We start from the raw sequence: 23,286 nt of genomic DNA, 5'->3' as shown, positions 1-23,286 counted from the left end.
GGGTTCCGCGGTGTACGCGATCGTTCGTTGCGGCGGCAGGCAGCAGAAGGTCTCCGTCGGTGACGTCCTCGAGGTAGACAAGGTCGCCGGTGAGGTCGGCTCCACGGTGTCGCTGGCGCCGGTGCTCGTCGTCAACGACGGCGATGTCACCACAGACGCTGCCACGCTTGGCAAGTTCGAGGTGACCGCCGAGATTCTCGGCGAGACCAAGGGCCCCAAGATTCGTATTCTCAAGTACAAGAACAAGACCGGTTACAAGAAGCGCCAGGGGCACCGCCAGCGGTACACCCAGGTGAAGGTGACCGCCATCAACCCCGGGAAGTAGTGGTAGCGAACCATGGCACACAAGAAGGGCGCATCGTCCACCCGGAACGGTCGTGACTCCAACGCCCAGCGGCTCGGTGTCAAGCGTTTCGGTGGCCAGCTCGTCAACGCCGGCGAGATCATCGTCCGCCAGCGTGGCACCCACTTCCACCCGGGTGACAACGTCGGCCGTGGCAGCGACGACACGCTGTTCGCGCTGATCGCGGGCCACGTGCAGTTCGGCAACAAGCGCGGTCGCCGCGCCGTGAGCATCGTCCCGGCCGCGGAGTAGATCCGCCGGTCGAGATGGGCCGCCGGGCCACGCGAGCGCGTGGCGGCGGTGGCCGAGACAGAACGTTGATGAGGCGGATCGACTTCTTCGATCCGCCTCATCGTCGTGAAGGGGCACCATCGCGCGGGGAGTGCGACGGTGGCACGGCGTGGGCCGGACGGCCACGCTGGAGGAGGAGTGACGGTGGCTGAGTTCGTCGACCAGGTTGTCCTGTACATCAAGGCCGGTGACGGGGGAAACGGCTGCGCCTCGATCCACCGTGAGAAGTTCAAGCCGCTCGGTGGCCCCGATGGGGGGAACGGCGGGCGCGGGGGTGATGTGATCCTGGAGGTCGACCCCAACACCTCGACCCTTCTCGACTACCACCACAGGCCGCACCGCAACGCCGCGAACGGCAAGCAGGGCATGGGGTCCAACCGGGACGGCGCCAATGGCGACGACGTGGTCCTCAAGGTGCCGAACGGCACCGTCGTGAAGGACGCCAAGACCGGTGAGGTGCTGATCGACCTGGTCGGCGCCGGCACGCGGTACGTCATCGCCCAGGGCGGGCACGGGGGGCTCGGCAACGCCGCGCTCGCCTCCGCCAAGCGCAAGGCCCCCGGGTTCGCGCTGCTCGGCGAGAACGGCCTCGAGCTCGAGGTCATCCTGGAGCTGAAGACGGTCGCCGACGTGGCGCTCGTCGGCTTCCCGAACGCCGGCAAGTCGTCGCTCATCGCGGCCCTGAGCGCGGCCCGGCCCAAGATCGCCGACTATCCGTTCACCACGCTGGTGCCGAACCTCGGGGTGGTCACGGCGGGGGAGACGGTGTTCACCGCCGCCGACGTGCCGGGGCTGATCCCGGGCGCCTCGGAGGGACGGGGGCTCGGCCACGAGTTCCTGCGCCACGTGGAGCGCTGCTCGACGATCGTCCACGTGCTCGACTGCGCGACGATCGAGCCCGGCCGCGACCCGCTGACCGACTTCTCGGTGATCGAGTCCGAGCTGGCCGCCTACGGGGAGCTGGACGACCGCCCGCGCCTGGCGGTGCTGAACAAGACCGACGTCCCCGAAGCGCGCGAGCTCGCCGACATGGTGCGGCCGATGCTGGAGGAGAAGGGCCTGACGGTCTTCACGATCTCCGCGGCGACCCGCGAGGGCCTGCGCGAGCTGTCGTTCGCCATGGCCGAGATGGTGTCGGCCGCCCGGGCCGCCAAGCCGGTCGAGGAGCCGACCAGGCTGGTGATCCGTCCGAAGCAGTTCGGTGACGCCGGCTTCACGGTCAAGCGGATCGACGCCAACACCTTCCAGGTCACCGGCGAGAAGCCCGAGCGCTGGATCCGGCAGACAGACTTCAGCAACGACGAGGCCGTCGGCTACCTCGCCGACCGGCTCGAGCGGCTGGGCATTGAGAAGGCCCTCAGCGAGGCCGGAGCCAAGGACGGCGCCGAGGTGGTCATCGGTTCGATGGACGGCGGTTACGTCTTCGACTGGCAGCCGACCCTGGACGCCGACGCCACGCAGGGCCCCCGCGGCTCCGACGACCGCCTCGGGTAGCCGGCGGGAGACGAGCGGGGCGCGGTCCGGGCGGCCACCGGACCGGCAGGTCGTGCGGATCACGGCATCCGGCGGCAGGTGAGCGAGGGAAGCGCGGGAGGAGTGCGATCGTGGTGGACCACACCGGCAGGAAGCAGGTGGCGGCCGCTTCACGCCTGGTCGTCAAGGTGGGGTCGTCGTCGCTGACGACCCCGCGGGGCACCATCGACATCGACCGGGTGGACGCGCTGGTCGACGTGCTCGCCGCGCGGAGCGGGACCGGCACGCACATCGTGCTGGTGTCCTCCGGCGCCATCGCGGCCGGCCTCGGCCCGCTCGGCCTGAGCGCCCGGCCGCGTGACCTGGCGACGCAGCAGGCCGCCGCCTCGGTCGGGCAGGGAGTCCTCATCGCCCGCTACACCTCCTCGTTCCACCGGTACGGCCTGCGCGTGGGGCAGGTGCTGCTGACCGCCGACGACATGATGCGCCGCTCGCATCACCGCAACGCGCAGCGGACCCTGCTGCGGCTCCTGGAGCTCGGCATCGTGCCCGTGGTGAACGAGAACGACACGGTGGCCACCGACGAGATCCGCTTCGGCGACAACGACCGCCTGGCGGCGCTGGTGGCCCACCTCATCCACGCCGACGCGCTCGTGCTGCTGTCCGACGTGGACGCCCTGTACGACGGAGATCCCCGCCAGCCCGACTCCCGGCGGATCCCGAACGTCAGGGGGCCCGAAGATCTCGAAGGCGTCGAACTGGGCAGGTCCGGCCGGGTGGGCACCGGGGGCATGATCACCAAGGTGGAGGCGGCGCGCATCGCCACGGGGGCCGGGGTCCCCGTCGTGCTGACGTCCACCGCCCAGGCCGCGCAGGCCCTCGCCGGGCGGGACGTCGGCACCTTCTTCCACCCGGACGGCCGCCATCCCGGCACCCGCCTGCTGTGGCTGGCGCACGCCACCACCGGCCGAGGCCGCCTGCACCTGGATTCCGGAGCGGTCGAGGCCGTGGTGAGCCGGCGCAAGTCGCTGCTGCCGGCCGGGGTGACACTGGTGGAGGGTGACTTCACCGCCGGAGACCCGGTCGACCTGTACAGCCCGCACGGCACGCCCGTGGCCCGCGGCCTGGTCAACTTCGACGCGGCGGAGATCCCCGAGCTGCTCGGCCGCTCGACGCGGGAGCTGGCGGCGACGCTCGGGCCCGAGTACGAGCGAGAGCTGATCCACCGCGACGACATCGTCATACTGGATCCCACCACCGAGAGCAGGAGCGCGAGGCATGTCTGAGGCCGAGGACTTTCTGAGGGTCGCCCACGCCGCCCGGGAGGCCGCCGCGGAGCTGGCCCCGCTCGCGCGTGCCCCCAAGGACGCCGCTCTGCGCGCCGTGGCCGACGCCCTGGTGGCGCGCACCGAAGAGATCGTCGAGGCGAACGCCCTGGACGTCGCCGCCGCACGCGAGAGCGGCACGCCCGAGACCATGATCGACCGCCTGCGGCTCGACCGCGAGCGGGTGGCGGCCATCGCGGACGCCGTCCGCGAGGTGGCCGACCTGCCCGACCCGGTCGGCGAGGTCGTCCGGGGCGGCACCCTGCCGAACGGCCTGGAGCTGCGGCAGATCCGCGTCCCGCTCGGCGTCGTCGGCATCATCTACGAGGGCCGCCCGAACGTCACGGTCGACGCCGCCGCCCTGTGCCTGAAGAGCGGCAACGCCGTCCTGCTGCGCGGCTCCTCCAGCGCCTACCGGTCCAACACCGTCCTGGTGAAGGTCATGCAGGACGCTCTGGCCGGCACCCACGTCCCCGCCGGAGCCGTGCAGCTGGTCCCGGGGACCACCCGCGACTCGGTGAAGCACCTGATGCGGGCGCGCGGGCTGGTCGACGTCCTGATCCCGCGCGGCGGCGCGTCCCTGATCAACTCGGTGGTGGAGGAGTCCACGGTGCCGGTGATCGAGACGGGCGTCGGCAACTGCCACGTGTACGTGGACGCGGACGCCGACCTCGACCTGGCCATGGAGATCCTGGTCAACGCCAAGACCCAGCGCCCGTCGGTGTGCAACGCGGCCGAGACCCTCCTGGTGCACGCGGCGGTGGCCGACGAGTTCGTGCCGGCGGCGCTGGCGCGCCTGGCCAAGGAGGGCGTGACCGTGCACGGCGACGAGCGCGTCGCCTCCTACGGCGCCGCGGTCGTGCCCGCCACCGAGGAGGACTTCGGCGAGGAGTACCTCTCCCTGGACATTGCCGCGGCGGTCGTGGACACGCTGGAGGACGCCGTCGCGCACATCCGGCGGTACGGCTCGGCGCACACCGACGCCATCGTCACCCGCTCCCAGAAGGCGGCCCGGCGGTTCGTCTCGCTGGTCGACTCCGCGGCGGTGGCGGTGAACGCCTCCACCCGGTTCACCGACGGCGCGGAGTTCGGCTTCGGCGCCGAGATCGGCATCTCCACCCAGAAGCTGCACGCCAGGGGCCCGATGGGCCTGCCCGAGCTGACCTCCACCAAGTGGGTCTACACCGGCGACGGCCACCTGCGCACCTCCTCCGGGACCGTGATCGCCGGAGCGTGACGATGCGGGGCGAGGGCGGGCGGTGACCTGCGCGCACCCCGGTCGCCCCGCCCGCGGGCCGGTTCATCCCTTACGTCGGTCTCAGCGGTGATCCGACCGGTATGCAGGGGTGTGCCGTCGCCCGTCCGGTCGAACCCGTGCCGTCGCTTCCGGCGCGTCGCCGATGCCCGGGGCCGCAATCAACGCTATGGTGGCGTCTCCTATGGGCGGACGGCGAGTGGGCGGGCTCGGGCGAGTCGGCCCGTACACCATGGTGGAGCGCCTCGGTCGTGGCGGCATGGGCGAGGTCTACCTCGCCATCGGCAGGCGCGGGGTGAAGGTCGCCGTCAAGATCCTGCGTGACCCGATCGGAGACGATCCCGAGTCGCGATTACGGCTCGACCGCGAGGTGCGGGCGCTGCGGCGGGTGGAGAGCCCGTACGTCGCCCGCGTGCTCGACGCCGATCTGTCCGGTGATCGCCCCTATCTGGTGATGGAGCACATCGAGGGGGAGACCCTCCTCGACGCGGTGCGGCGCGGCGGGCCGCTGTCGGGTCCCCAGCTGATCGACCTCGCGCGGGGGCTGGCCACGGCGATCGCCATCATCCACGCGGCCGGGGTCATCCACCGTGACGTCAAGCCGGCCAACGTGGTGCTGGGCCCCGACGGCCCGGTCCTGATCGACTTCGGCATCGCCCAGGTGTCCGACGCCACCCGGCTCACCATGACGGGCACCTTCCTCGGCACGCCCGGGTACTCCGCCCCTGAGGTGTTCGCCGAGGAGGCCGTCGGCGAGCCCTCGGACGTCCATTCCTGGGCCGCCTCGGTGGCGTTCGCGGCCACCGGGCGGCCGACGTTCGGCAGGGGCACGGTCGAGGCGCAGATGTACGCCGTGCTGAACGGGCGGGCCGACCTGGCCGGAGTGCCGGGCGCGTTACTGCCCTTGATCAGGGCGGCGCTGCACCGGGAGCCGGCCAAGCGCCCGACCGCGGCGCTGCTGTCCGACCGGCTGTCGCGCCTCGCCAGGGCCACGGCGCCCGCCGGTTCGCCGGCGGGGGGCACGCGCGGCGACGAGCCGCCGCCGAGCGCCCGCACCAGGGCCGACGGCACTCCGGCCGGCCGTGGCAAGGCCGACGACGCGGCCGGAGCCCGGGCCCGTGAGGACACCCCTGCCGGCGAGCGCGCCCGTGGGGAGGAGCCCGCGGCCGGCCGGCTCCGCGGCGAGGCGGCCGAGCCCGCGGGGAACCTCTCGCCGGCGGCGCGGAAGCAGACGCCCGCGGCGCGGCGCGTTCCGCGCACGGCGGCCACCGGTGAACGGGTGCGCGTCCGAGGGCCCAAGGCGGACGCCGCCGAGCGGCGCGCGAAGGCCGAGGGCGCCGAGCGGCGGGCGACGGGCGAGGGCGGCAGGGTGCGGCGTGCCGCCACCGATGTGAAGGAGTCGCTGCTCGCCGCCGAGGCGGTGCGGGGCGCGTCGGTCTCCTCGCCGCCGGGCAGCGCCGTCCTGATCATGCTGGCCATGCTCGCGGTGCCCTGCGTGGTCGCCTCGGTGATCTGGCCGCTGGCGACGTTCATCATCACGGCGGCCTTCTGCGTGCTGGCCCGCGCGTGGTGGAGCGGGCACTGGCTCGTCAGGAACCGCAGGTCGGCCCGGGTGCGGGCCTCGCTGCGGGTCGTGTCCTTCCCGGTGACGCTGGCCGGGTCCGTCCTCAGCGCGGCGGTGTGGCCGGGACTGCCCGCGTCCGCGATCGCCGCCTCGGCGTTCTGGGTGGCCGCGGGCGGGAGCATGGAAGGCGAGTGGTGGGTGCAGCCCGGCCCGATGACCGTCGCCGGGGTGGTGTTCGGGGTCGTGTGCGGCGGTATCGTCGGCCGGGAGGTCGAGCGGGTCGGCGTCCACGTACCCGAGTTGCGCAGGGAGGGTCTTCGGGCGCTGTCCGTCCTCGGCGGCTTCGTCGCCCTGTGCGCCGCGGCCGTCCGCGTCCTGGCGTGGGTCCTGCCACACGCCTTCTAACGGCGGCCGGGCTCCCCGGCCGCGAGCCGCGGCGGCACGTCAGGTGACCGCCCCCGTGCGCGGCTCGGCGGCGTCCGGATCGGCGCCGCGGCGCTCGGCCGCGGGTCCATCGCCGGGCGGCCATGGACCTCGCGCGTGCGTCAGTTGTCCCTGCGGGCGAACCGGTTGAAGATGCGCTCCCCGGCGTTGACCGCGCCCTCGGCGACATCGCGCAGGACGCCGATGAACGGGTCCTGGGACTGGGCCCACGACTCGCGGTAGGAGCGGGCGGCGGCCTTGACCTCCTCGGAGACCTTGGCGTTGGCGTCGTCCTCGCGGCGCGGGTAGTTACCCGCCAGGATCGCCTCATACTCGCCGTCCCGGCGCCAGCGGTCCAGCTCGGCCACGCGCATCACCGCGAACGGGTGGGTGCTGCCGAGGAGGTTGAGCACCTTGAGCAGGCCGTCGCGCACGTCACCGGCGGTGTCGTACTCGCGGGCCTGGTCGAGGAAGGCCTCGATGTTCATCTCGTGGAGGCGGGACCCTCCGGCGAGCTTCATCAGGGCGCGCATGGCGGCCTCGGGGTCCTGGCCGCAGAGCAGGCCGCCGCGGTCGGCCGACAGCTCGGCCTTGCGGTGCCACTCCTCCAGCGCGGTCACGATGATCCGCAGCCCGATGTAGCCGAGGGGGATCCACGCCACGCGGGTGGCGAGCCGGGTGAGGATCGCCAGCATCGTGCCGTACACCGCGTGGCCGGACAGGATGTGGGCGGTCTCGTGCCCGACGACGAAGCGGAGCTCCTCCTCGTCCATCAGGTCGAGCAGGCCGGTGTTGATCACGATGAACGGGTCGTCGAAGCCGATGGCCATGGCGTTCGGCCGGGGGTCCTGCTGGACGTAGATCTCGGGAATGCGGTGGAGGTCCAGGAGGTAGGCGCTGTCGCGGCCCATGTCGTACAGGGAGCGGAACTGCGTCTCGCTGGCCCGCACAGAGGAGGCGAGGAACATCAGCCGGAGGCGGCGCTCGCTGAACAGGCCCGACATGCGCTTGAGCACCGAGTCGAATCCCGACAGGGAGCGCATCGCGACCAGGGCCGACCGGTCAGCTGGATGCTCGTAGGCCCGGGAGCTGATGCCGGGCAGCTGTACACGGTTGCGATCCGGGGTGGTGGTGGTCATGGTCGGCATGCTACGTCGGGGCGGATGCCCGCGCGCGGCCTTGCAGCATGCTTCCTGCCGCTCGAGCCCCTGTACGGGGTCCTGCCTGGGGTTGCCGGAGGGCGAGGGGGCGGGGACCTCGCGCGCGGCGCGGCACGTTAGGGTTTCCTCGCATGAGGAACGGGACTCCCACCAGGCGGCTTGGCATCATGGGCGGGACGTTCGACCCGATCCACCACGGTCACCTTGTCGCGGCCAGCGAGGTCGCCCATCACTTCGACCTGGACGAGGTGGTGTTCGTCCCGACCGGGCAGCCGTGGCAGAAGGCCGAGCAGCAGGTCTCCGCGGCCGAGGACCGCTATCTGATGACGGTCATCGCCACCGCGTCCAACCCCCGGTTCTCGGTGAGCCGGATCGACATCGACCGCCCGGGGCCGACGTTCACGATCGACACGCTCCGCGAGATCGCCGGCAGGTACGAGCCCGATGTGGAGCTGTACTTCATCACCGGCGCCGACGCTCTGGCGCAGATTCTCAGCTGGCGTGATGTCGACGAGCTGTTCACCATTGCGCATTTCGTAGGCTGTACTCGTCCGGGTCATCTGTTGCACGACCCGGGGCTCCCCGAGGGAAAGGTCAGCCTCATCGAGATACCGGCGCTCGCGATCTCCTCCTCGGAGTGCCGGCAGCGTGTGGCCGCCGGAGAACCCATCTGGTATCTCGTTCCCGACGGGATTGTTCAGTACATCAACAAGCGGGGTCTTTACCGGGCATCCTCATAATGGGAATGCTGACCTCGTACCCTTCACAGGAGGAACAACCCACATCGTGACAGCATCCGAGAGATCCCAACAGCTCGTCCGGCTCGCCGCCGAGGCCGCGGCCGAGAAGCTGGCGGATGACATCATCGCCTACGACGTGAGCGAGCAGCTCGTCATCACCGACGCCTTCCTGCTCTGCTCCGCCTCCAACGACCGCCAGGTCCGCGCCATCGTCGACGAGATCGAGGAGCGGCTGCGCATCGAGGCCCACGCCAAGCCGGTCCGCCGTGAGGGCGAACGCGAGGGCCGCTGGGTGCTCCTCGACTTCCTGGACATCGTGGTCCACGTCCAGCACGAGGAGGACCGCACCTTCTACGCCCTGGAGCGCCTGTGGAAGGACTGCCCGATCATCGGGCTCCCGGACAGCGTCACGCAGGTCCGAGCTCAACGGGCCCGCGGGACGGCAGGTGAGTGAGGGGAAGCGCGGCGGCCGTCGCGTCGTCTTCTGGCGCCACGGCCAGACGCTGTGGAACGTCGAGCAGCGGTTCCAGGGGCACACCGACATCCCGCTCGACGAGACGGGCATCGCCCAGGCCGAGCGGGCGGCCTCGCTGCTCGCGTCCCTGCGGCCATCGCTGATCGTCTCCTCGCACCTGCGGCGCGCCCAGGACACGGCCGCCGCCCTCGGCGCGATCGCCGGGCTCGACGTCCTGGTCGACAAGGACCTGCGCGAGCGCGGCGGCGGCGAGTGGGAGGGGCTGACCCGGGCCGAGATCGCCGCGGGCTGGCCGGTCCAGTACGCCGAATGGGAGGCGCCCGGAGGCGAGGCGGTGACCGACGTCGCCGACCGCGTGGCCGCCGCCACCCGGCGCTGGGTGACCAGGCTCGAAGACGGAGGGCTCATGGTGGTGGCCTCCCATGGGGCCGCCATCCGGCTCGGCCTGGCCCGCATGCTCGGCCTACCCGAGGAGCTGTGGCCGGCCCTCGGCGGGCTCGGCAACTGCTCCTGGTCGGTCCTGCAGGAGGGCCGCAAGGGCTGGCGCCTCCTGGAGCACAATGCGGGAACGCTCCCAGAACCGGTGAACAGCGACGACCGGCCCGATTCCGCCCCCGCGGCCGTCTAGACACCCCGAAGGGCGGGGCGGTTGGACGGTGGCACAACCGATGGGGGTCCGGTTCGTCGTGGAGGCCGAAGAACCGGAGGGGAACGGAAGCCTAGCGTTCGGACATGCCTCGCCTTTCCCCCAGCGATCTCTACCGTCTCGCGGTGCCGGGCGCCCCCCGGCTACGCCCGACGGCAGCGCCGTGAACCGGGAATCCGACGCGAAACGGTCCGAGATCTGGCTGGTCGCAACGAAAGGATCCTCCAGTGGCTGGAGCAGTGGATCCCGCTCGATGGCACGCCCGCCTCGGCGAGCTGATCGCCGAGTACGAAATCCCCGGCGCGAGCCTGGCCTTCCTCCACGAAGGAGAGGTACACGAGTTCGCCGCGGGCGTGCTCAACGTGGCCACCGGTGTGGAGGTGACCACCGACTCGCTCTTCCAGATCGGCTCGGTCACCAAGGTGTGGACCGCGACCCAGATCATGCTTCTCGTCGAGCGGGGCGAGCTGACGCTCGACACCCCGGTCGCCGACGTCCTGCCCGAGTTCCAGGTCGCCGACCCGGAGGTGACCAAGACCGTCACGATCAGGCACCTGCTCTCGCACACCTCAGGCATCGACGGGGACCTGTTCCTGGACACCGGCCGGGGCGACGACTGCGTCGAGAAGTACGTCGCGGCCTGCGCGGACCTCGCGCAGAACCATCCGCTGGGCGCCACCCAGTCGTACTGCAACTCCGGTTTCATCATCGCCGGGCGCGTCGTCGAACGCCTCACCGGCAAGGTGTGGGACGCGGCGCTGCGCGAGCAGATCATCGAGCCGCTCGGCCTCACCCACACCTGGACGCTGCCTGAGGACGCGCTGCGCTTCCGCGCCGCCATAGGGCACCTGGAGGGGCGGCCCGCCCCCGCGTGGGGGCTGATGCGCTCCTGCGGGCCGGCCGGGCTGGTCTGCGCGCGTGCCGCCGACGTCGTCGCCTTCGCCCGCGCCCACCTGGGCACCGGGCTGCTCGCCGACCCGCGGGCGATGTGGGAGCCGCAGGTGGACATCCCGAACCCCCACACCCTCGGAAAGCAGTGGGGGATCGGCTGGATCCTGGACGAGTGGCAGGGCCGCCGGATCATCTCCCACGGGGGCAACACCATCGGCCAGGCGGCCATGCTGTGGGCGGTCCCCGACGCCGGAACGGTGGTGTGCGTGCTGGCCAACGGCGGTTATGCCTCCGCCTTCCAGCACGCCCTGGCCACCGAGCTCTTCGGCGAACTGCTGGGCCTCGCCGTGCCGCCCAAGCTGGGACCGCCGGCCGAGCCGTTCGAGACCGACGTCGAGCGATACGCCGGTGTGTACGAGCGGGCCGGCATGCGGTTCACGCTCACGGTCCGTGACGGCCGGCTCTCGTTGTACGGCGAGGCCACCGGAGCGCTGGCAGAGGCGCAGCCACCCCTTGAGTTCGAGCTCGTCCCGGTGGACGACACCACCTTCGTGGGCCGTCCGGAAGGGCAGCCCAACTGGTTCTCGGCCGTCTTCTACCAGCTCGCGGACGGTACGCCGTACATCCACCTCGGCGTGCGGGCCACGCCCAAGGTCGCCTGAGGGGAACTCGGCATCGATTATCGTGAGGGGATGATTGCCCGGCCACGTGCCAGCCTGCGGCGGATCCTGGAAGATCTGGGCAGCACGGTCCTGGACGTGGCCGCCTCACCCGGTGAGCTGGACGCCGAGGTCACCGGGGTGCACATCTACGACCCCCTCGACGAGCTGCTGCTCGCGGAGGGGAGCCTCGTGCTCGCCGTCGGGGTGCAGTCCGCCGAGCGCGTCTGCGCCCTGCTCGACGCGGCCGGGCCCGCGGCGGGCGTCGTCGTCAAGCAGCCGGTGGACGTCGACGACGCCGTCCGCGCGAAGGTCCGGGAGACCGGGGTGGCGGTGCTGGGCCTCACCCGCGCCGCCTCCTGGGCGCAGGTCGCCGCGCTGCTGCGGTCCCTGCTGGCGGAGGGCGACCTCGCCGAACCGGGCGAAGCCCCGCCGGACGGCCTGTTCTCGCTGGCCAACGCCGTGTGCGCCCTGCTGGACGCGCCGGTCACCATCGAGGACCGCTCGTCGCGGGTGCTCGCCTACTCCGAGCGGCAGGACGAGGCCGACGCGGGCAGGGTGGCGACCGTGCTCGGCCGCCAGGTCCCGGAACGGTACCGGCGGATGCTGGTGGAGCGGGGGTTCCTCCGTGAGCTCTACCAGAGCCGCGAGCCGATCTACATGGAGCTGGACGACGACAGCATCAACCGGGCGGCGGTGGCCGTCCGGTCCGGGGACGAGATCCTCGGCTCCATCTGGGCCGCCGTGCGGGAGCCGCTGAGCGAGCAGCGTCAGCGGGCCCTCGCCGAGGCCGCGAAGATCGTCGCGCTGCAGCTGCTCAGGGAGCGCGCCGTGGCGGACACCAGCAGGCGGCTGCGCGCCGACCTGCTGTCGACGGTGCTGGCGGGCGGCAAGGACGCGGCCGAGGCGGCCGGGCGGCTCGGCGTGGCCAGCGAGCGGCTGTGCGTGCTCGCCGCCCAGCTCATCGACGGGTCCCACGCCGACGCCGCGCGCCTGGAGAGCGACAGGCAGCGGTTCTGCGACGCCCTCGCCGTGCACGTCGGCGCCATCCATCCAAGGGCCGCCGCCGCCCTGGTCGGCTCGGTGGCCTACGCCGTGCTGCCCCTGCACGCCGGCGGAGAGGAGGAGGCGCGGGCCGTACGGGTCGCCGAGAGCTTCCTCGCCCGGGTCGGCCCCCGGCACGCGGCCAACATCGGCGTGGGCCGCCTGGCGGTCAGCCTGACGGAGGTGTCCAGATCGCGGGCCGACGCCGACCGGGCGCTGCGGGTGCTGCGCGCCCGTGAGACCTCCGGCGCGGTCGCCTGCTACACCGGCGTGCACTTCGAGGCGCTGCTGCTGCAACTGTCCGACCTGGTGAAGGCCGAGGAGCAGGTCCCCACCGGGCCCTACGAGCGGCTCATCGCCCACGACGCCGAGCACGGCAGCGAGCTGGTGGCCACCCTGCGGGCCTACCTGGACGCGTTCGGCGACGTCAACGCCGCCTCGGCCAAGGTGCACGTGCACGCCAACACCTTCCGCTACCGCCTGAAGCGGCTCACCGAGATCAGCGGCCTGGACCTCGCCGATCCCGACGCGCGGCTGTCCGTGATGCTCCAGATGCGGATCTTCGGCCGGTAGCACGAGGCGTCGCGGGCTTTCGTGGCAGGGAACGAAGAAGCACCGCCGGGAAACGGCGAATGTGGGGCATCACCCCCCTTCCTGGAGTCCCGATGAAATCCACAGGAGCGGCGGCCGTGCTCGGTGCCCTCAGCTGGCGAGCCTCCGGTCGCCGACGAGATCACCTCCGCGCTGGACGGCCGAGAGCCCCCTGCCCCCGGTCAGCGTGGTGGTTCTGCATCGGGCACCGCGGCAGTGGGAAGGGGGCGGCGGCGCCGTCGCGCGGTGAGAAACCGGTGGGGCCGGCGCTAGAGGGTGATCCATTCGGTCGAGGTGGTGACCTCGTCCAGGATTTCGGGGAGCGGGTCGACGCCGATGCCTGGGCCGGTGGGCACGGTCAGGTGTCCGTCCCGCAGCTCGAAGGGCGCCGTGAGGTCGGTCGCGTAGTAGCGCCGGGAGCCGGAGGTGTCGCCGGGCAGGGTGAAACCGGGCAGAGCGGCCAGGGCGACGTTCGCGGCGCGGCCGATGCCCGTCTCCAGCATGCCGCCGCACCAGACGGCGACGCCGTGGGCGCGGCACAGATCATGGATGCGCCGCGCCTCCAGGTAGCCGCCGACACGTCCGGGCTTGATGTTGATCACCGAGCAGGCGCCCAGGGAGATGGCCGCGGCGGCGTGCTCGGCCGACTCGATGGACTCGTCCAGGCAGATCGGGGTGGTGATCCGGCGGGCCAGCCGGGCGTGCTGGACCATGTCGTCGTCGGCCAGCGGCTGCTCGATGAGCAGCAGCCCGAACTCGTCCAGCCTGGCCAGGTGGGGCGCGTCGGTGAGCGTGTACGCGGCGTTGGCGTCCACCTGGAGCGGCACGTCGGGGCCGAAGCGCTCGCGTACGGCGCGGACCGGCTCCAGGTCCCAGCCGGGCTCGATCTTGAGCTTGATCCGGATGTACCCCTCCTCCAGATAACCGGCGACGGCGTCGAGCAGTTCAGGGATCGAGTTCATGATGCCGACCGACACCCCCGCCGGGACGCGGTCGGCCGCGGCGCCCAGGAAGGAGGCGAGCGACTGGTCGGCGGCGCGCAGCCGGGCGTCCAGCACGGCCGCCTCCAGCGCCGCCTTGGCCATGCGGTGGCCCTTGAACGGCCGCAGGGCGCGGCCGACGGCGTAGGCGTCGGCGCTCGGAGGGAGCGCCGGGATCAGGAAGCGGCGCAGCACGTCGGCGGCGCCGTCGACGTACTCGGCGGAGTAGAGCGGGCCCGACATGGCCACGCACTCGCCCCAGCCCTCGGCATCCGGCGTGACCACGCGCAGCAGCAGCACGTCGCGCCGCGTCTCGGTGCCGAAGGAGGTACGGAACGGCGCGACCAGCGGCATCGCGATCCGCCGCAGCTCGATTCCAGTGATCTTCATGGTGATGTGCGGCCTCGGCCGCTTCTCCCTTCGATGCCGGCGCCGGTCAGGCGACGTGGTGCAGGATGCGGCGCGGCTGGCGCCACGAGGGGTCGTCCGGGGGCGCCGCCGTCCCGGCGCACGCTCCGGTGGCCGTACGGGTGGTCGTACAGGTGGCTGTACAGGGTGGTCGTACGGGGCGTGCCGGACGCCGGGGGGCGGGCTCGGCCCGCCGGTGGGATCAAGGGGTCCGCTCCACGATGTAGCAGGATCTGTCGTGGAAGCCGGTGACCCGGGCGCCCTTGCCCAGGAGATCGCCGAGCACGTCCCGCATGGCCAGCCGCCAGTCCCTGGCCGCCGCCGGATCCTTGGCGCGCAGGGCCTCGATGTCCTCGGGTACGGCCACGAGCACCGTCGCGGCGTCGGTCCGTCCCGTCACGGGCCTGCCGTCCCGGTCGCCGAGCCCGACCACCGCGTCCGGAGGGATCTCCGTCCGGCACGGCTCGCGCCGGACCGCGGAGAGCACGCGGGGTTCCGACAGCCGCCAGACGGCGAGCAGCCGGTCCGACTCGTCCCCGGAGTTGATCGCGTCTTCCATGGCGCCGTAGAAGGACGGCAGGTACTCCTCCGGGCGGGCCCCGAGCTTGACCAGGTTGAAGTGCGCGTTGCGCCGCACCAGCGGGTCGTAGGTCCAGGTGATCACCTCCAGGCCGCGGGCCAGCGCCCACGCGCGCTGGTGCAGCTTCAGGGCGAAGCCGATCCCGCGACCCGCCAAGGCGCCGGTGACGTGCGAGTGCAGCGCCCGCCCCGCCGGGGCCGCGAGGAAGCCGACCGACGCCCCGACCAGCCGGTCGCACTCGTACGCCCCGGCCACGTAGTTGCCCGCGTGCGACAGCGCCCGCATCATCTCCACCGTGACCGGCGCGCCGCCCGGCTCGGGGTGCCAGATGCCGTCGAACAGCCGGAAGACGTCCTCGAACTCCGCCACGGAGTGGAGTTCGCGCAAGACCACGTCACTCATCCGCGCACCGCCCGGATCAGGCCCGCCAGCAGTGCCGCCCGGCCGGGCATCTCGGCCACGACCACGTGCTCGCCGTCGGCATGGGCGCCGCCGCCCACCGCGCCGAGCCCGTCAAGCGTGGGACATCCGGCGCCGGCGGTGAAGTTGCCGTCGGAGGCGCCTCCGACGGCGGCCGGGGAGAGGGGGGCGAGCCCGAGATCGGCGGCGATCCGCTGGGCGAGGGCGAACAGCCCGGCCGACGAGGCGGGCTCCAGGGGCGGGCGGTTCGGGCCTCCCCGGACCTCCAGCCGGGTACCGGTGATCCGGGGCGACAGGGCCCTCATCAGCTCGTCCACGCGCTTCTGTGCGGCGAGGGTCGGCACCCGGACGTCCACGGACAGGCGGGCCAGCGCGGGCACGGTGTTGACCGTGGTCCCGGCGGACAGCACCGTCGGCGTGATGGTGGCCGGCCCGAGGGAATCCGCCGGGCCGGCGTCGGCTCGGCTTCCGTTCACCTGGCCGGCGTCCGCTCGGCTGCCGTTCACCTGGCCGGCGATCGCGGTGACGGCGAGGATCTGGTGGGCGAGCTCGATCGAGGCGTTCGCGCCCTTGCCGGGGTCGAGCCCCGCGTGCGCGGCGCGGCCGTGCACCAGGAGCTCGTACACCGAGATGCCCTTGCGTTCGGTCTTGAGCGCGCCGCCGTCCGCGCTGGCCTCCAGCACGAACGCCGCCGCGCAGCCGCGTGCCGACTCCTCGACCAGCGCGCGCGAGGTCGGTGACCCGAGCTCCTCGTCCCCGGTGACCAGCACGCACACGCCGTCCGGCGACGGCAGGGTGGCCAGAGCGTGGAACATCTGGACCAGCCCGGCCTTCATGTCGAACACCCCCGGCCCCCGGGCGATCCCGTCGGCGACGGACCAGGGACGGGTCCGCAGGGAGCCGATCGGCCAGACCGTGTCGTGGTGGCCGACCAGCAGCACCTTGGGCGTGCCGAAGCTCCACCGCAGGTGGGTCACCCCGTCGATCACGAGCGTCTCGGGAGGGCTGCCGAGCATTCTGCGCCCCTGGTCGGCGACCACCCGGGCGCTGCGGGCCACCGCCTGGTGGTCGGCGGAGAACGACTCGCTGACGACGAGTTCTTCCAGGTCGGCGAGCATGGTGTCGAGGATCACCGGGGCCGCCCCAGCTCGGCGCGGAACAGCCGCCGCACGTTGCCGCCGAGGATCTTCAGGAGGTCGTCCTCGGCGAAATCGTGCTTGATCAGGGCCTCGGTGACCAAAGGGAGGCCGCGCGGGCCGTCGAGGCCGGGCAGGACGGCCATGGGGTCGATCTCGCCGTAACCGAGGTCCTCGCAGCACGGGGGAGTGACGTCGTGCAGGACTTCGCGGACGAAGTCCGGGCCGAGGCCGACATGGTCCATCCCGCCGACGTCCGCGATGTGGGCGATGTGCTCCACCAGCCGGTCCACGGTGTAGTCGACCGGGTCCTCCGACAGGAAGGCCGGGAAGAAGTTGACGCACACCACGCCGCCGGTCGCGGCGACGCCGCGGATCTGGTCGTCGGTGAGGTTGCGGTGGTGGTCGCGCAGGGCGCGCGCCGAGGAGTGGGTCGCCATCACCGGACGGGTCGCGAGTTCCAGCACATGCTCGACCCCGCGGGCGCCCAGGTGGGAGACATCGAAGATCATGCCGAGCCGTTCCATCTCCCGTACCGCCGCCACCCCGGCCTCGGTGAGCCGGCCGCCGGTGGCGTCCTCGCCGCTGCCGTCCGCCAGCGGCGTGCGGCCCCAGTGGGCGATCGAGGCGACCCGTACGCCCAGCCGGTGCAGGATGGGCAGCAGTTCGACGGAGGCGTCCAGGCCGGGCATGCTCTCCATGGCGAGGACCAGGGCGATCCTGCCCTCCGCGAGGGTCTGGTCGACCTGCGCGCCGTCGAGGCAGAGCCGCACCGCGTCGGCGTTGCCCTCGGCGAGGACGTGCGCGCATTCGATCATGCGGAGCGTCTGCCGGAGCGCGCCCTCCGGCCGGTACCGATCGTCGATGAAGACGGGCAGAACCTGCAGGTCCACCCCGCCCTCCCGAAGCTGGGGCAGCCACCGTTCGCGGAAGAACGACGCCCACCGCTGCGGCGGGCGCTCGGCGACCGCCATGAGTAGGTCGTTGTGCGTATCCGCGACGACGGCGCCGTGGTGGAGCTCAACGGACAAGTGTCACCCTCCGATCCATGGTTACCGCGACCGTATGACAGGTCGAGGGCGGGGGATTCGTCCGGTCGCACTAATAGCGGCGGCTTGTTCGTGCGTTCGTCCAAGATCGCTTCCCTGCGGGGTCGCCGGCGGTGGTTCAGGCCGAGGCGGCGCCGGAGGTCCCGGCCCGGTGTGGCCGAGGACGGCCCGTGCCGGTCGCCGGAACTCCGGGCGGCCGGAAGATATCGATTAGGTCAACGGGAGGGTGTCGCTATATGCTCTCCGAGCGCCGCGAGGGGAACACCCCGAGCGGTGACCAGGGGCTATGGCGCAGCTGGTAGCGCGCCTCCATGGCATGGAGGAGGTCTGGGGTTCGAATCCCCATAGCTCCACAGGTGAAAGGGCCACTTCCGGTGATCGGAGGTGGCCTTTTGCCGTTCGGGCGGATCCGGCCGCTGCGATGCCCGCCTGGGCCAAGGGCAGGGGGCGCGCGGCGAATCCTTCGCGAATCCTTACGTCTACAGTCAGTGTCCAGAGGGCGCAGTTGCCGGGCAAGAGTAGAGGGAAGCCGCAGTTGACGCAGAGGCTGACTAATTGGGCGGGGAACGTCGCGTTCCAGGCGGAACACGTCGATCTGCCCGCATCACTCGACGAGCTGCGGAGCCTCATCGCGCGCAGCGCCAAAGCGCACATCCTCGGCAGCGGGCACTCCTTCAACCGCATCGCCGACTCGCCCGGAGCCCTGGTCTCGCTGGACGGCCTGCCGCAGGCCGTGGAGATCGACGTCGCCGCGTCCACCGTCCGGGTCTCCGGAAGCGTGCGGTACGCCGAACTGGGCCGCCGGCTGCACGACAAGGGCTACGCGGTGCGCAACATGGCGTCCCTGCCGCACATCTCCGTGGCCGGCTCCTGTGCCACGTCCACCCACGGCTCCGGTGACGCCAACGGGAGCCTCGCCACCGCCGTGTCGGCCATAGAGATGGTCACCGCCGACGGCGAGGTGGTGGTGCTCGACCGCGACCGGGACGATGACCCGTTCCACGGGGCCGTCGTGGGGCTCGGCGCCCTCGGCGCCGTCGTCGGCCTCACGCTCGACATCGTGCCCGCGTTCGACGTACGGCAGTACGTCTACGAAGGGCTGCCCGTCGAAGTCCTGGACGATCACTTCGAGGACGTCGTCTCCCGCGCGTACAGCGTCAGCATGTTCACCGACTGGCGGACCTCCCGCATCAACCAGGTCTGGGTCAAGGAACGCCTCGACGAGGCCACCGGCTCACCCGAAACCGGAGGTACGGGTTCTTCGCCGGCCGAAGGCCTCTTCGGGGCGATGCCGGCGGACGGCCCCAGGCATCCCGTGCCCGGCATGCCGACCGTCAACTGCACCGAGCAGATGGGCGTCCCGGGCCCGTGGTTCGAGCGCCTCCCGCACTTCCGGCCCGACTTCACCCCGAGCAGCGGGGAGGAGCTGCAGTCGGAGTACATGGTGCCCCGCCGGCACGCCGTGGCCGCGCTGCACGCGCTGGAGGGCCTGCGCGACCACATCGCCCCCATCCTGCAGATCTCGGAGATCCGGACGATCGCGGCGGACCGGCTGTGGCTCAGCCCCGCGTACGGGCGCGACACCGTGGCGTTCCACTTCACCTGGGTCAAGGACCCTGACACGGTGCTCCCCGTGCTCGGCCTCATCGAGGAGCGGCTGGCGCCGTTCGAGGCCCGCCCGCACTGGGGCAAGCTCTTCACCGTCCCGCCCAAGGTGCTGGCCGCGCGGTACGAACGGCTCGCCGACTTCCGCACCCTCGCCCGGCACTACGACCCCGAAGGCAAGTTCACCAACGACTTCATCACCCAGCACATTCTCCAAGAGAACTGACCCTTGGCCGCACTACGCGCCCGTTTCGCAGGGCGCTACGCGTGACTTCCCCGTCTCCGGCCCGCCGGTGCGGCAGCGGTAGTGGTTCAAGGGCGGCGCCCAAGGACGGGTGATGGGAAGGCGATGCGGTTCTCGCCGGTGTAGACGTTCATGGAGTCGCCGCGCAGGAAGCCGATGAGGGTCAGCCCGGACTCCGCCGCCAGTTCGACCGCGAGGGACGAGGGGGCCGAGACGGCGGCGAGGGCGGGAACGCCCGCCATGACGGCCTTCTGGACCAGCTCGAACGAGGCACGCCCCGAGACCATGAGCACCGTGGACCGAAGGGGCAGCCTGCCGTCGCGCAGAGCCCAGCCGAGCAGTTTGTCCACGGCGTTGTGGCGGCCGACGTCCTCCCGCACGCACAGCGGCTCCCCGTCGGGGGTGAACAGCCCGGCGGCGTGCAGGCCGCCGGTGCGGTCGAACACCCGCTGGGCGGCGCGCAGCCGATCAGGCAGCGCCGCGATGACCCCGGCCGTCAGCCGGACGGGGTCGTCCTCCACCGGCCAGCGGGCGACCGTGCGGACCGCCTCCAGCGACGCCTTGCCGCAGACCCCGCAGGAGGAGGTGGTGTAGAAGTTGCGCTCCAGCGAGGTGGTCAGGGCCACGGCTCCGGGGCCGAGCCGCACGTCGAGCACGTTGTAGGTGTTGCCGCCGTCCACGGTGGCGCCCGCGCAGTAGCGGATCGAGCGGATCTCGCCGGGCGAGCCGATGGCGCCCTCGCTGACCAGGAAGCCGGCGGCCAGGTCGAAGTCGTCCCCAGGGGTGCGCATCGTTACCGTCAGCGGCTTGCCGTCCAGCCGGATCTCCAGCGGCTCCTCGGCCGCCAGCATGTCGACCCTGCGCGTCAGCGCCGTGTCCCGCAGCCGGAGGATGGGGCGCCGTACGGTCACCCGGCTCACGTCCTGCCTCCCGTCGCGACCTCGGTGGCGTCGGCGCGGGGCGGGGCGGTGCCGGGAGAGGTGATGTCGCCGGCCGACGTGGCGCGGGGCGTGCCGGAGGTGCCGGGGGAGGGGAGGTTCTGGACGTGCTGGTAGCCGAAGCGGCCCTTGATGCAGAGGTTGCCGTGGGTCACGGGGTTGTCGTGTGGCGAGGTGACCTTGACGATCTGGTCGTCCTGGACGTGCAGGGTCAGGTTGCAGCCCACCCCGCAGTAGCTGCAGATGGTGGTCGTCTGGGTCTGCCGTGACTCCTCCCAGGTGCCCGCCTGGCGCATGTCGAACTCGCTCTTGAACGACAGGGCGCCGGTCGGGCAGACCTCGACGCAGTTGCCGCAGTAGACGCAGGCCGAGTCGGTGAGCGGGGCGTCGAACTCGGTGGAGATCGTGGCGTCGAAGCCTCGCCCCGCGACCGTGATGGCGAAGCTGTTCTGCCACTGCTCGCCGCAGGCGTCGACGCACTTGTAGCACAGGATGCACTTGTCGTAGTCGCGCACGTAGAGGTCGTTGTCGACCTTCACAGGCTGCTCGACCTTCGCGGCGTCCTCGCCGAAGCGGCCGGGCCGGGCGCCGTACTCGGCGAGCCATTCGGCCGCGCGGGGCGTGGTCGACAGGTCGACCGAGGAGCCGAGAAGCTCGAGGACGACCTTACGGCTGTGCCGGGCCCGCTCGGTGGAGGTGCCGACGACCATGCCGGCCTCCGCCTTACGGGAGCACGCCGGGACGAGGGTGCGCGAGCCCTCCACCTCCACCATGCACACCCGGCAGGCGTTCTTCGGGGTCAGCGTGTCGCCGTAGCAGAGGGTGGGGATGTCCTGGCCGGCTCCGCCGCAGGCGTCCAGGATCGTGGACCCCTCCGGCACCCGTACAGGGGCGCCGTCCACGGTCAGCTCGACGAGCCGCCGGGGCGGGGGCAGCGGGACGGTCATGACGCCTCCGGGGGAGAGGGGACGGGCAGGGCGACCGGGGCAGCCGGAGAAGCGGCGCGGACCAGGGACGGCGCGGGCGAGGCCGCCGAACCGGCGCCGACGGAGGCGGTGAGGGGGGCTGAGGGGAGCGGGAAGGCGCCGAGGCGGTCGATGGCGGACTCGACCGCGTTCCAGGCCGTCTGGCCGAGCCCGCAGATGGACGCGTCGCGCATGGCCTGGCCGACCTCGCGGAGCAGCGTGAGGTCCTCGGCCTTCGGGGCGCGGCTGAGGCGGTGCAGGGCCTCCTCCTGCCGCACGGTGCCCACGCGGCAGGGCACGCACTGCCCGCAGGACTCGTCGCGGAAGAACTCGGCGATGCGCACGAGGATGCCGGCCAGGTCGACGCTGCCGTCCAGGACCAGCACCACGCCGGAGCCCAGGGTCGCCCCCGCCGCCCGGGTGCCCTCGAAGGTGAGCGGGATGTCCAGCTCGTCGGGTCGGACGAACGCGCCCGCGGCCCCGCCCAGCAGCACGGCCCGCAGGTCGGCGGGCGGCCCTCCCGCGAGGGCGAGCAGTTCGCGCAGCGTCGCGCCGAACGGCAACTCGTAGACCCCGGGCCTGGCCACGCCGCCGGAGACGCAGAACAGCTTGGTGCCGGTGGAGCCCTCGGTGCCCGTGCGGGCGTAGGCGGCGGCGCCGTTCAGGAGGATGGGGAGCACGTTGGCCAGCGTCTCGACGTTGTTGACCACGGTGGGCATGCCGAAGAGCCCCCTGTCGACCGGGAACGGCGGCTTGCTGCGCGGCTCGCCGCGGTAGCCCTCGATCGAGTTGAAGATCGCCGTCTCCTCGCCACAGATGTACGCGCCGGCGCCCCTGCGGATCTCGATGTCGAAGGCGAACCCCTGGCCGAGGATGTCCTCGCCCAGCAGGCCGCGGGCGTGGGCCGTGGCGATCGCGTGCCGCATCCGGGCGGTGGCCCGGGGGTACTCCGCGCGGATGTACAGGTAGCCCTTGGCGCAGCCGGTGGCGTACCCGGCGATGGTCATGGCCTCGACGAGGGCGTACGGGTCGCCCTCCATGAGCACCCGGTCTTTGAAGGTGCCGGGCTCGCTCTCGTCTGCGTTGCAGACCAGGTAGTGCGGACGGGCGGGCCGGCTCGCCACGGCGGCCCACTTGCGCCCGGCGGGGAACGCCGCGCCGCCGCGGCCGACGAGCCCTGACTCGGTGACCTCCTGGACGACCCCGAGCGGGCCGAGCTCGAAGGCCCGGCGGAGCGCGGCGTACCCTCCGGCCGCCCGGTAGTCGTCCAGGCTGGCCGGGTCGACCGCGCCGACCCGGCGCAGCAGCACCAGGGACGGGTCACCCGCCTGCGGCACGGCGGAGGCGGCGGAGGGTTCCTCCCGCCCGAGCAGGATGCGCGCCCCCTGACCGCCATCGCCCCCCGGGCCGCGGGCGCCGCCGGTCGCAGGACCGTCGGGCCGCTCGGTCTGCGGATCGTGGAGCTGGACGTTCGCCTGGCCGGCGGCGCTGTCGGTGTCGCCGGCATTGGCTCCGCCGGCCGCCCGGCCGCCGGCCCGGGTGCCGCTGGCGGGGCCGCCGTCCGGGAGGGCAGGCGCGTACACGGTGGACTTCGGGGTCTCGCCGGCTTCCAGGGCCAGGGCGGCGGGGGCCCGCTCGCACAGGCCAAGGCACGGGCTCGGTGTCCAGGACGTGCCGGGCGGGCCGAGCCGTTCCTGGACGTGCCGCCGCACCTCCTGCGCCCCGCGGGCCTGGCACGCCAGGTCGGTGCAGACGTGCAGCACGCGGGCGGGGCGCGGCTTGAGAGACAGCAGCGAGTAGAAGCTCGCCACCCCGTAGGCCTCGGCGGGCGGGACGGTGAGGCGGCGGCAGATGTAGTCGAGCGCGCCCTCGCTGATCCATCCGACGCGGTCGTTCACGGCGTGCAGAGCCGGCAGGAGCAGGTTGCGCTGATCGCGCGCCTCGCGTCCTCCCGCGGCGAAGTGCAGGTCGTCCTCGGTGCGCAGGCCGCCGTGCCAGGAGGAGGGCGGCGGCCCGAGGACGGCGTCGACGGCGGCGCGCTCGTCATCGGTGGGCTCGGCGTCGCGGAACCGGAGGTCCAC

At 72.4% G+C, this 23,286-nt stretch carries 20 protein-coding genes and 1 tRNA gene; 13 read left to right on the top strand and 8 right to left on the bottom strand.

Annotated elements, in window-relative coordinates; genetic code table 11:
* Positions 1-10 precede the first annotated feature (10 nt).
* The 6 genes from rplU (at position 11) to MYF83_RS04730 (ending at position 6,656) form a co-directional block, all read left to right on the top strand.
* Complete coding sequence (rplU, locus tag MYF83_RS04755; RefSeq protein WP_248958914.1) at positions 11-325, top strand: 50S ribosomal protein L21; 315 nt, start codon at positions 11-13, stop codon at positions 323-325.
* A gap of 12 nt (positions 326-337) precedes the next feature.
* Positions 338-595, top strand: coding sequence for a 50S ribosomal protein L27 (gene rpmA, locus MYF83_RS04750; protein WP_248958913.1), 258 nt, complete (start codon positions 338-340; stop codon positions 593-595).
* A 183-nt stretch (positions 596-778) separates the two neighbouring features.
* Positions 779-2,128, top strand: a complete 1,350-nt coding sequence (gene obgE, locus MYF83_RS04745; protein ID WP_248958912.1) for a GTPase ObgE — start codon at positions 779-781, stop codon at positions 2,126-2,128.
* 110 nt (positions 2,129-2,238) lie between these two features.
* Positions 2,239-3,393 (top strand): glutamate 5-kinase, encoded by a 1,155-nt coding sequence (gene proB / locus MYF83_RS04740; protein WP_372500088.1) that lies wholly within the window; start codon positions 2,239-2,241, stop codon positions 3,391-3,393.
* Positions 3,386-4,669, top strand: coding sequence for a glutamate-5-semialdehyde dehydrogenase (locus MYF83_RS04735; protein ID WP_248958911.1), 1,284 nt, complete (start codon positions 3,386-3,388; stop codon positions 4,667-4,669). Before proB ends, MYF83_RS04735 begins: the two co-directional genes overlap by 8 nt.
* A gap of 202 nt (positions 4,670-4,871) precedes the next feature.
* Positions 4,872-6,656 carry a serine/threonine-protein kinase gene (locus MYF83_RS04730; protein WP_248958910.1) on the top strand — a complete coding sequence of 595 codons (1,785 nt, stop codon included), beginning with the start codon at positions 4,872-4,874 and terminating at the stop codon, positions 6,654-6,656.
* A gap of 140 nt (positions 6,657-6,796) precedes the next feature.
* Here MYF83_RS04730 and MYF83_RS04725 read toward each other — a convergent pair whose 3' ends face one another.
* Positions 6,797-7,813: a M48 family metallopeptidase gene (locus MYF83_RS04725; RefSeq protein WP_248958909.1), complete on the bottom strand. Its 1,017-nt coding sequence runs from the start codon at positions 7,811-7,813 to the stop codon at positions 6,797-6,799.
* Between the two features lie 152 nt (positions 7,814-7,965).
* On the opposite strand from MYF83_RS04725, the gene nadD reads away from it, so the two are divergent.
* The 5 genes from nadD (at position 7,966) to MYF83_RS04700 (ending at position 12,862) form a co-directional block, all read left to right on the top strand.
* Complete coding sequence (gene nadD / locus MYF83_RS04720) at positions 7,966-8,574, top strand: nicotinate-nucleotide adenylyltransferase (protein WP_248958908.1); 609 nt, start codon at positions 7,966-7,968, stop codon at positions 8,572-8,574.
* A gap of 46 nt (positions 8,575-8,620) precedes the next feature.
* A complete protein-coding gene (gene rsfS / locus MYF83_RS04715; protein ID WP_248958907.1) occupies positions 8,621-9,028 on the top strand; it encodes a ribosome silencing factor in 408 nt (135 codons plus the stop codon).
* Positions 9,021-9,677, top strand: a complete 657-nt coding sequence (locus MYF83_RS04710) for a histidine phosphatase family protein (RefSeq protein ID WP_248958906.1) — start codon at positions 9,021-9,023, stop codon at positions 9,675-9,677. The genes rsfS and MYF83_RS04710 overlap by 8 nt, the downstream gene beginning before the upstream one ends.
* A gap of 245 nt (positions 9,678-9,922) precedes the next feature.
* Positions 9,923-11,248 (top strand): serine hydrolase, encoded by a 1,326-nt coding sequence (locus MYF83_RS04705; RefSeq protein WP_248958905.1) that lies wholly within the window; start codon positions 9,923-9,925, stop codon positions 11,246-11,248.
* A 30-nt stretch (positions 11,249-11,278) separates the two neighbouring features.
* The gene (locus tag MYF83_RS04700; RefSeq protein ID WP_248958904.1) at positions 11,279-12,862 is read left to right on the top strand and encodes a PucR family transcriptional regulator; all 1,584 of its coding nucleotides are present in this window, start codon (positions 11,279-11,281) and stop codon (positions 12,860-12,862) included.
* A gap of 287 nt (positions 12,863-13,149) precedes the next feature.
* On the opposite strand, the gene menC is transcribed toward MYF83_RS04700, so the two are convergent.
* From menC to MYF83_RS04680, 4 genes are all read right to left on the bottom strand, one after another.
* Positions 13,150-14,250, bottom strand: a complete 1,101-nt coding sequence (gene menC, locus MYF83_RS04695) for an o-succinylbenzoate synthase (protein ID WP_248958903.1) — start codon at positions 14,248-14,250, stop codon at positions 13,150-13,152.
* Between the two features lie 220 nt (positions 14,251-14,470).
* Complete coding sequence (locus MYF83_RS04690; RefSeq protein WP_248958902.1) at positions 14,471-15,250, bottom strand: GNAT family N-acetyltransferase; 780 nt, start codon at positions 15,248-15,250, stop codon at positions 14,471-14,473.
* The gene (locus MYF83_RS04685; protein ID WP_248958901.1) at positions 15,247-16,401 is read right to left on the bottom strand and encodes a M20 family metallopeptidase; all 1,155 of its coding nucleotides are present in this window, start codon (positions 16,399-16,401) and stop codon (positions 15,247-15,249) included. Before MYF83_RS04685 ends, MYF83_RS04690 begins: the two co-directional genes overlap by 4 nt.
* Positions 16,398-17,435 carry a dipeptidase gene (locus tag MYF83_RS04680; protein ID WP_248958900.1) on the bottom strand — a complete coding sequence of 346 codons (1,038 nt, stop codon included), beginning with the start codon at positions 17,433-17,435 and terminating at the stop codon, positions 16,398-16,400. The genes MYF83_RS04685 and MYF83_RS04680 overlap by 4 nt, the downstream gene beginning before the upstream one ends.
* 298 nt (positions 17,436-17,733) lie before the next feature.
* Here MYF83_RS04680 and MYF83_RS04675 point away from each other — a divergent pair.
* Positions 17,734-17,806, top strand: a tRNA-Ala gene (locus tag MYF83_RS04675).
* 182 nt (positions 17,807-17,988) lie between these two features.
* On the top strand, positions 17,989-19,284 hold the full coding sequence (locus tag MYF83_RS04670) for a D-arabinono-1,4-lactone oxidase (RefSeq protein ID WP_248958899.1): 1,296 nt from the start codon (positions 17,989-17,991) through the stop codon (positions 19,282-19,284).
* Between the two features lie 86 nt (positions 19,285-19,370).
* Here the strand turns inward: MYF83_RS04670 and fdhD are convergent, their stop codons facing one another.
* The 3 genes from fdhD to MYF83_RS04655 are packed head-to-tail and all read right to left on the bottom strand — an operon-like array spanning position 19,371 to position 23,286.
* Positions 19,371-20,222 (bottom strand): formate dehydrogenase accessory sulfurtransferase FdhD, encoded by an 852-nt coding sequence (fdhD, locus tag MYF83_RS04665; protein WP_248958898.1) that lies wholly within the window; start codon positions 20,220-20,222, stop codon positions 19,371-19,373.
* On the bottom strand, positions 20,219-21,187 hold the full coding sequence (locus MYF83_RS04660; protein ID WP_248958897.1) for a 2Fe-2S iron-sulfur cluster-binding protein: 969 nt from the start codon (positions 21,185-21,187) through the stop codon (positions 20,219-20,221). The genes fdhD and MYF83_RS04660 overlap by 4 nt, the downstream gene beginning before the upstream one ends.
* A complete protein-coding gene (locus tag MYF83_RS04655) occupies positions 21,184-23,286 on the bottom strand; it encodes an NAD(P)H-dependent oxidoreductase subunit E (RefSeq protein ID WP_248958896.1) in 2,103 nt (700 codons plus the stop codon). The genes MYF83_RS04660 and MYF83_RS04655 overlap by 4 nt, the downstream gene beginning before the upstream one ends.

The sequence above is a fragment of the Sphaerisporangium perillae genome (assembly GCF_023276435.1).
Classification (GTDB): domain Bacteria; phylum Actinomycetota; class Actinomycetes; order Streptosporangiales; family Streptosporangiaceae; genus Sphaerisporangium; species Sphaerisporangium perillae.
The sequence above is the reverse complement of the archived record's forward strand: the minus strand, read 5'-3'. Positions and strand labels throughout refer to the sequence as shown.

Coding starts and splice junctions, on each gene's coding strand:
- MYF83_RS04730 (WP_248958910.1), top strand. CDS start 4,872: ATGGGCGGACGGCGAGTGGGCGGGCTCGGGCGAGTCGGCCCGTACACC.
- nadD (WP_248958908.1), top strand. CDS start 7,966: ATGAGGAACGGGACTCCCACCAGGCGGCTTGGCATCATGGGCGGGACG.
- MYF83_RS04735 (WP_248958911.1), top strand. CDS start 3,386: ATGTCTGAGGCCGAGGACTTTCTGAGGGTCGCCCACGCCGCCCGGGAG.
- MYF83_RS04700 (WP_248958904.1), top strand. CDS start 11,279: ATGATTGCCCGGCCACGTGCCAGCCTGCGGCGGATCCTGGAAGATCTG.
- menC (WP_248958903.1), bottom strand. CDS start 14,250: ATGAAGATCACTGGAATCGAGCTGCGGCGGATCGCGATGCCGCTGGTC.
- rpmA (WP_248958913.1), top strand. CDS start 338: ATGGCACACAAGAAGGGCGCATCGTCCACCCGGAACGGTCGTGACTCC.
- MYF83_RS04725 (WP_248958909.1), bottom strand. CDS start 7,813: ATGACCACCACCACCCCGGATCGCAACCGTGTACAGCTGCCCGGCATC.
- MYF83_RS04660 (WP_248958897.1), bottom strand. CDS start 21,187: ATGACCGTCCCGCTGCCCCCGCCCCGGCGGCTCGTCGAGCTGACCGTG.
- MYF83_RS04690 (WP_248958902.1), bottom strand. CDS start 15,250: ATGAGTGACGTGGTCTTGCGCGAACTCCACTCCGTGGCGGAGTTCGAG.